We start from the raw sequence: 7,252 nt of genomic DNA on the forward strand, positions 1-7,252 counted from the left end.
GTGAAGCCGCTCGTCTCGGACATCCCCGCGGTGTGGCCCGAAGAGCCGCAGGGCGGCCGTCAGGCCCCTTCCGGTGGTCCCTCCGTGGCCCTCGGTGCTCCCGGTCGCCCGACACGGGCCGAGGCCGCTCCGCCCCCGCCGCCGCTGCCTCCCGCGCAGCCGCCCGCCGCGGCCGCGAAGCCCGCCGCCAAGTCCGTCTCCGGGCCCGCCGCTCCCGCCACCCCTGCCGCCCCCGGCGGTGCGGACCGCACCAAGGAGCAGACCGGCGGTCAGGTCGTCGGCCCCGAGGGCACCCGCCGCATGCCGGTGCCGTTGCCTCCCGACCAGCGGCCGCTGAAGCTGCTCGCCGAGCTGACCAACACCCCGCCGCCGCCGGAAACCGCGCTGCGCACCGTCACGCGCCGGTTCAAGATCTGGACGCCGCTGGTCGTGCTGCTCGCGATCGTCTTCGTGGTGGTCCAGGCGCTGCGCCCGCTGCCGTCGCCGCACCTGGCGCTGACCGCGGCCCCGACGTACACCTTCGGCGGCACCCCGCTGCCGCAGACGATGCCGTGGCCGAAGGAGGGCCAGGCGGTCGCCGAGGTCGAGGGGCTGGGCTCGCTCGGGGTGCACGGCACCCAGTCGCCCGTGCCGATCGCCAGCCTCACCAAGGTCATGACGGCGTACGTGATCCTGCACGACCACCCGCTCACCGGTTCGCAGGGCGGGCCGGTGATCACGGTCGACGCGCAGGCCGCGCAGGAGGCCGGGTCCGACGACCAGTCGACCGCGCCGGTCAGGGAAGGGCAGCGCTTCGACGAGCGGCGGATGCTGCAATTGCTGCTGGTCCCGTCGGGCAACAACATCGCCCGGCTGCTGGCGCGTTGGGACTCCGGTACGCAGGACGCCTTCGTCGCGAAGATGACCAAGGCGGCCGGGCAGCTCGGCATGACACACACCACCTACACCGGCGCCAGCGGCATCGAGGAGACCACCGTCAGTACCGCGGTGGACCAACTCAAGCTGGCCCGCGAGGTGATGAAGAACGACGTGTTCCGCTCGGTGGTCGCGCTGCCGGACGTGAGCATCCCCGGTGTCGGCCGGATCTACAACAACAACAAGGACCTGGTGAAGGCCGGCGTGGTCGGCATCAAGACCGGCTCCAGCACCCCGGCCGGCGGCGCGTTGATGTGGGCGGCGCACAAGACCGTAGACGGCAAGCAGCAGTTGGTGCTCGGCGTGATGCTCCAGCAGCACGGCGGCACCACCGTGGACTCCAGCCTCCAGACCGCGCTCGCCCGCAGCCAGGCGCTGATCGAGTCCGTGCAGGCCGGACTCGGCTCGTCGACGATAGTGAAGAAGGGCACGGTCGTCGGCAAGGTCGACGACGGACTCGGCGGCAGCACCCCGGTCGTGGCGGGCAAGGACCTCACCGCGATCGGCTGGGCCGGCATGACGCAGGACCTCACGCTCACGGCGGACAGCGACGGCGTGCCGCACCACGCCGCGGCCGGCACGCAGGTGGGCACGCTCAGCTTCGGCAACGGCTCGGCTCGTACGGCGGTGCCGGTGCTGCTGCAGAGCGACCTGGACGCGCCCGGCTTCGGGGCGAAGCTCACCCGGTTCTGAGCGGTCCGCACGTCCCCCGATCGGCCACCTCCACCGGCCGGTTGGGGGACGTTGTGCGTCAACGAGTCATGTCAGGAGGCCAGTTCGCGTTCCAACGGGGTACGGAACCGCGGGGTGACCCGTACGCCGCCCAGCCGCGCGGTCAGTTCGGCAGCCGCCGCGTCCACCGCGCGGCCGGCCTCCGTACCCCGGTCGGCCAGTCGCCGCCACACCACGGTGCCGTCCGGCTGCTGACCCCAGCCGCCGACCACCTCGCCGCCCCACCACACGGTCGGCCCCACGTTCCCGGTCCGGTCGAAGAGCGCGCCCCGGTGCTCGGCCGGCAGGAACCACTCCCGCCGCTGCCAGCCCATCGGCGTCGGGTCCAGCGCCGGCAGCAGCGCCGCCGCGGGCGCCGCCTCCACCGGTCCGCCGTCCGCGTCGTCCGGCAGCACGAACCCCTCGCCGCCGTCGTCGAGCCGTACGGTCTCGGCCCCGACCGCCGCGAGCGCCTTCCCGACCTCGCCCTGTGCCCAGCCCGTCCACCACTTCAGGTCGGCCGCCGTCCCCGGACCGTACGACGCCAGCCAGGCGCGGACGACCGCCGCGCGGGCCTGCGGGACCGGGCGGGGCGGCAGCGGCTCGGCCCGCGCCCAGCGGAACTGGCCGCTCGTCCACGAACCGGCCGGCCGGCGCCGCTCGATGCGGCCCTCCGCCGCCATCGTGCGGATGATCCGGCTCGCCACGTTCTGCGTCGTCTCGTACGGTTTGCCGCGGGCGACCGTCACCCGCTCGCGCAACCGCGCCACGTGGCGGGAGAGTTCGGCGCCGCTGCTGTCGCCGTGCTCGGCGAGCGCGGTCTCGACCTGGGCTTCGGTCGTGGCGAGCCACGCGGCGTCCCAACCGCCGCCCTCGGCGAGGTAGTCCAGCAGCTTCTTCCGCTCCCGCACCGCGATCTGCTGCCCGGCCGCGGCGAACACCTCCGGTGCGCGGGCGCGGGGCAGTACGAACATCGTGCGGCGCATCGCCAGCATGCGGGTCAGCGTCGGTGTCTCGCCGTACAGTGCGGCTTCCATCCGTGCCGTCACCGCGGTCGGGTCCGCCAGGCGGGCACCCGCCGACAGGTACACCGTCGCAGGGTCGGTCGCGTGCAGTGCGACCAGCGCGTCGACGATCTCCTCGCAGGTGGTGGCGGCCTTGCCGGCCGCCAGCCGGTGCCTCGTGGCGAGCCGGGCTCGCCGCTCCCCGTCACCGATCAGCCGCTGCACGTCGCCCATGGCGCCATCGTCACACACCGTGCGACGGTCTTCCCGCGGGCCGGTCTTCCCGCCGTCACGGTTTCGGTTCGTTGCCGGGTGCCGCCCGGTGGGTGGTTGCTCGCGCAGTTCCCCGCGTCCCTTCGGCTACGGGCCTTCGGAGGAGCCGCAGTTGGGCAGGGGCTGCGGGGAAGCGCGCGACCCGTCACCCACCGGGAGGTGGTCCCGGGGGTGACGGGGCGGGGTGGATCCGGAGATCAGCCGAGGGGGGAGAACCTGCGGAGGCGGAGGCTGTTGGCGACGACGAAGACGGAGGAGAAGGCCATCGCCGCTCCCGCGATCATCGGGTCGAGCAGTCCGGCCGCGGCCAGCGGAATCGCCGCGAGGTTGTAGGCGAACGCCCAGAAGAGGTTCACCTTGATGGTGCCGAGGGTGCGTCGCGCCAGGCGGATCGCGTCGGCCGCCACCCGCAAGTCGCCCCGCACGAGGGTGAGATCGCCCGCCTCGATGGCCGCGTCCGTGCCGGTCCCCATCGCCAGCCCCAGGTCCGCCTGGGCGAGCGCGGCCGCGTCGTTGACGCCGTCGCCGACCATCGCCACGATCCGACCCTCCTCCTGCAACCGCCGTACGACGGCCACCTTGTCCTCGGGCAGCACCTCCGCGTGGACGTCCTCCGCGGCGATCCCCACCTGCGCGGCGACGGACCGGGCGACCTGCGTGTTGTCCCCGGTGAGGAGGACCGGCCGCAGCCCGAGCGCGCGCAGCCGCCGTACCGCCTCCGCGCTGGTCGGCTTGACCGCGTCGGAGACGACGAGCACGGCCCTGGCCCGGCCGTCCCAGCCGACGGCGACCGCGGTGGCACCGCGTTCCTCGGCGGCGGACTTGGCCGCGGCGAGCGCGGACGGCAGTTCCTGCGACCACTCGTGCAGCAGCCGCTCGCGGCCCACGAGCACCGCGTGTCCGTCGACGATGCCCTGCACGCCGAGCCCGGGCACGTTGGCGAAGTCCTCGGGCACCGGCAGGGTGCCGAGCCGGTCCGTCGCGCCGGCCGCGATCGCGCGGGCGATCGGGTGCTCGGAAGCGTGCTCCAGGGCGCCGGCCAGCCGCAGCACCGCGTCCTCGTCCTCGCCGTCGGCGACGTGCACGGCGGTGAGCGTCATCGAACCGCTGGTGACCGTACCGGTCTTGTCGAGCACCACGGTGTCCACCGCCCGGGTGGATTCCAGCACCTCGGGTCCCTTGATGAGGATGCCGAGTTGCGCGCCGCGCCCGGTGCCGACGAGCAGCGCGGTGGGCGTGGCCAGGCCGAGTGCGCACGGGCAGGCGATGATCAGTACGGCGACCGCCGCGGTGAACGCCGCCGTCGGGCCCTCGCCGAGCGCGAACCACACCGCGAGCGTGCCGAGCGCCAGCGCGATCACCGCGGGCACGAACACCCCGGAGATCCGGTCGGCGAGCCGCTGGGCCGCCGCCTTGCCGTTCTGCGCGTCCTCCACCAGGCTTGCCATCCGGGCGAGTTGGGTGTCGGCGCCGACCTTCACGGCCTCGACCACGATCCGGCCGCCCGCGTTGACGGTCGCGCCGGTCACGGGGGAGCCGGGGCCGACCTCGACAGGAACGGACTCACCGGTCAGCAGCGAGGCGTCGACCGCGGAGCCGCCCTCGCGGACCACCCCGTCGGTGGCGATCTTCTCGCCCGGGCGCACGACGAAGTGATCGCCGACCGCCAACTCGCCGATCGGTACGCGTACTTCGGTGCCGTCGCGGAGCACCGCCACGTCCTTCGCGCCGAGTTCGAGCAGGGCGCGCAGTGCGGCGCCGGCCCGGCGCTTGGCCCGGGCCTCGAAGTACCGCCCGGCGAGGATGAACGCGGTGACGCCCGCGGCCGCTTCGAGGTAGATCTCGCTCGCACCGTCGCCGCGGGAGATGGTGAACTCGAAGGGGTGGGTCATACCTGGCATCCCCGCGTCCCCGAAGAACAGCGCCCACAGCGACCATCCGAAGGCCGCGAGGGTGCCGACCGACACCAGGGTGTCCATCGTGGCGGCGCCGTGCCGGGCGTTGGTGAACGCGGCCCGGTGGAACGGCCAGCCGGCGTACACCACCACGGGGGAGGTGAGGGTCAGCGCGAGCCACTGCCAGTTGGTGAACTGCAACGCGGGCACCATCGACAGCAGGATCACCGGCAGGCCGAGGACGACCGCGGTGATCAGGCGCTGGCGCAGCGTGGTGAGTTCGGGGTCGCCGGCGTCGTTGCCCTCGGGCGCGCTGCCGGACGGGGCGCCCGGGTGCGCGGACGGCGCCGGGGCGGCCGGGGGAGCGGGCACCGCGGCGGTGTATCCGGTGGCCTCGACCGTCGCGATGAGGTCGCCCACCGCCACCCCGCCGGCGTACTCGACCCTGGCCTTCTCGGTCGCGTAGTTGACGCTCGCGGTGACCCCGTCCATCCGGTTGAGCTTCTTTTCGATCCGAGCGGCACAGGACGCGCAGGTCATGCCGCCGATCGCCAACTCGACCCGCTGTCCATCGGGTCCGCTGTGTGCGTGTGCCGTGCTGGTTGCCACTGCTCACTCCCTGGTCGATCCGTGCGATGTTCGCTGTGCGCCCGGTGCGGGCGGCCCACCCCCGGTGTGCGGCCGATCCGGTCCGTACGGCCTGTCTGTGCGGCCTGTCTGTGCGGTCCGTGCGTGCGGTCCGTGCGTGCGGTCCGGATTCGGTCCGCCGCGGGTGGGGCCGCTCGGTCAGGCCCTGCCGACGAGCTCGTAGCCCGCCTCGTCCACGGCCGCACGCACCGCTTCGTCGTCCAGCGGCTGCTCGGACGCGACGGTCAGCAGGCCGCTGCTCGCCACCGCGGTGGCCGAGGTCACACCGGGGATCGCCGTGACCTCCTTGCTCACCGCGGACTCGCAGTGCCCGCAGGTCATTCCGGACACCGAGTAGACGGCCTCGCTCATGCTGTGCTCCTCATCCAACGGGGTACGGGCGACGCTCTCGCCCTCACTTCTGCCAACCATATACCCCCTAGGGGTATTCCGGGCCGGTGGATCGATCCCGGCGGAGGCGCGGTGGCGCGGAGGCGGACCAGTCCGTGGCGCGGAGGCGGGACGGCCGGTGGCGTGGTGGCGCGGAGGTGGGACGGCCTGTGGTCCGGTGGCGCGGAGTTCGTGGCCCGTGCGGCCTTCCTTCCGTCCGTTCAGTCGTCGTCGGCGAGCCGGTCGAGCAGCGTGGCGGCCAGCCGCAGTACCGCCACCTCTGTCTCGTTCAGCTCGGCGGCCATCCGCCGGCGCAGCCACTTGTCGCGGTGGGCGACGTCGCGCTCCATCGCCTCGAAGCCGCTCGGGGTCAGCTCGACCAGGCGCTGCCGGCCGTCGCCCACGTCGCGTGAGTGCGTCACGTAGCCGTCCTCCCGCAGCGCCGCCAGCGTGCGGGTCAGCGACTGTGGCTGCACGTGGAGCGCCGCGGCCATCGCGCCCGGCGTGCTCGGGCCGCCGCGGTACAGCAGCGCGAGGATGCCGAGCCGGGCGCTGGGCAGCCCGTCCGGCAGCCGCTCGGCGCGCATCCGCCGGGCCAGCCGGTTCACCGAGCGGCGGACCACGGCGCTGTCATCGGACGGCGGGGGAGGGAACGACATCGGTCTTTTTCCTAAGCTAGGCGTATGATCTCGCTGCGCTGATGCAAGAATTATCGGGTGAACGGCGCTGATGGGTGGTTGGTAGTCGTACGCAAGGCTTATCAACCTGGAGCACGTGACCGCCTACGGCCCGTCCGAAGAGGCGCCGTGGCGAGGACGACAGGGGACGAAGGATGCTGATCCGGCTGCGCCTGCTCGACCCGGGACGGGTACGGCTGCGGATCGCGGTGCGCACGGTGCTCGCCGCCGTCGCGGCGCTGCTGGCGTCGGGCGCGGTCGGCCGGGCCGCCGGTCTGCCCGGCGGCATGGTGGTGATCGCGACCGTCGTCGCGGTGATGGTGTCGCGCAGCCTGCACGCGACCAGCCTGCCGCACCGGTTGTCGGCGCTTGCGTACGTCCCCCTGGTCGGCGTCCTCGCCTCCTTCGTCGGGCGGCTGATGGTGCAGAACGCGTGGTTCGGCGCGGCCGTCTTCGTGACCGCGGTCGGCGGGTCCCGCTACCTCATGCGCTACGGCGGCAAGGTACGGCGCTTCGGGCGGCTGGCGCTCACCCCGCTGATCGCCGTGCTGGTCACCCCGGTGCCGCCGTCCGCCGCCAAGGCCACCGGACCGCTGTGGGGGGCGGTGAGCGGGGTCATCGCGGTGGCCTGCGTGCTCGGGTCCCAGGCGCTGGTGCCGTCCCGCCCCACCCGTGAGGCGGCCGCGGCGGCCGGCGACTTCGTACGGGCCGCCACCCGCCTGTGCACCCTCACACCGGGCAGCGCCCCGCACACCAAGGC

6 protein-coding genes are annotated in these 7,252 nt (G+C 73.7%); 2 read left to right on the forward strand and 4 right to left on the reverse strand.

Annotated elements, in window-relative coordinates:
• A partial coding sequence (locus AC13HU_RS27415) for a D-alanyl-D-alanine carboxypeptidase family protein (RefSeq protein ID WP_483044631.1) occupies nucleotides 1-1,608 on the forward strand: 1,608 nt, incomplete at its 5' end.
• Between the two features lie 71 nt (nucleotides 1,609-1,679).
• Here AC13HU_RS27415 and AC13HU_RS27420 read toward each other — a convergent pair.
• From AC13HU_RS27420 to AC13HU_RS27435, 4 genes are all read right to left on the reverse strand, one after another.
• Nucleotides 1,680-2,864, reverse strand: a complete 1,185-nt coding sequence (locus AC13HU_RS27420; protein WP_483044632.1) for a DNA glycosylase AlkZ-like family protein — start codon at nucleotides 2,862-2,864, stop codon at nucleotides 1,680-1,682.
• Between the two features lie 236 nt (nucleotides 2,865-3,100).
• Nucleotides 3,101-5,407, reverse strand: a complete 2,307-nt coding sequence (locus tag AC13HU_RS27425) for a heavy metal translocating P-type ATPase (protein WP_483044633.1) — start codon at nucleotides 5,405-5,407, stop codon at nucleotides 3,101-3,103.
• A gap of 177 nt (nucleotides 5,408-5,584) precedes the next feature.
• Complete coding sequence (locus tag AC13HU_RS27430) at nucleotides 5,585-5,797, reverse strand: heavy-metal-associated domain-containing protein (protein ID WP_483044634.1); 213 nt, start codon at nucleotides 5,795-5,797, stop codon at nucleotides 5,585-5,587.
• Between the two features lie 239 nt (nucleotides 5,798-6,036).
• Nucleotides 6,037-6,474, reverse strand: coding sequence for a MarR family winged helix-turn-helix transcriptional regulator (locus tag AC13HU_RS27435; protein ID WP_483044635.1), 438 nt, complete (start codon nucleotides 6,472-6,474; stop codon nucleotides 6,037-6,039).
• A 173-nt stretch (nucleotides 6,475-6,647) separates the two neighbouring features.
• Here AC13HU_RS27435 and AC13HU_RS27440 point away from each other — a divergent pair.
• Nucleotides 6,648-7,252, forward strand: a 605-nt coding sequence (locus tag AC13HU_RS27440; protein ID WP_483044636.1) for a hypothetical protein, incomplete at its 3' end; no start/stop codon positions are given.

Source organism: Streptomyces sp. NH27, assembly GCF_056859195.1.

Bases quoted from the DNA above. Each gene is read 5' to 3' on its own strand.
- AC13HU_RS27420 (WP_483044632.1), bottom strand. From the start codon at position 2,864: ATGGGCGACGTGCAGCGGCTGATCGGTGACGGGGAGCGGCGAGCCCGG.
- AC13HU_RS27430 (WP_483044634.1), bottom strand. From the start codon at position 5,797: ATGAGCGAGGCCGTCTACTCGGTGTCCGGAATGACCTGCGGGCACTGC.
- AC13HU_RS27435 (WP_483044635.1), bottom strand. From the start codon at position 6,474: ATGTCGTTCCCTCCCCCGCCGTCCGATGACAGCGCCGTGGTCCGCCGC.